At 44.1% G+C, this 685-nt stretch carries 1 pseudogene; it reads left to right on the plus strand.

The features are described from left to right. Positions 1 to 341: 341 nt before the first annotated feature. Positions 342 to 685 (plus strand): annotated as a pseudogene (locus A3751_RS23635) (hypothetical protein); the annotation flags it as partial.

Below are 685 nucleotides of genomic sequence, written 5' to 3' on the forward strand. Positions count from 1 at the left end.
AAAAGATTACCTAAATTAATTTCTAGGTGTAATTACAGTCTGCCACAAATACAGCCCTACTTATTCCAAAAAGTGATCATCTTTTTGACAGTTTCAATTTGCGAAATGCCAATTTTCACTAATACTTGTCGGTACCGACGGTGTACGCACCGTTGGGGAAATGAAAGACTTTCATGGATACTACTCGCACTTATTGCCGGTTGTGTTTGGTAGCACACCCGGCTTTTTTTTTGCCTTTTCGCCCTTAAGCACCACCCTTTCGCTCTTCCCTGTTACACTTGTTGATAAGCTTTGAACATTTGGCTCAATCACGCTCAAAAAATGGAAGACAAACTCAAACGATGGATCTTAGCTTCCCCGTTATAGGCAATGCGACTGGCGTTGTTACGTTCGCTCTGTTATGCATGTATATGCTGCGCAGCGAACACCGCCGCACCACTGATAAAGCGCTTCTGGCAGCCGCTTTCTGTTCCGCATTGTGGCTCGGGTTGCTGTGCGCGCAGTCGAGCGGTTTTGAAATCCCTTTCACGATTCGCTATAGCATAGAACTTCTAAGAACCCTCTCATGGTTCATTGTTCTCTACTCGATACTTGGTATATCGCCTTTTCCTAGAAAATTGAAAATTGATCCTCAGTTGTTATTTAGCTCTGGGATCATCATTTTGCTCAGCGCCACCATAGCACT

It is taken from the genome of Oleiphilus sp. HI0080, from assembly GCF_001635135.1.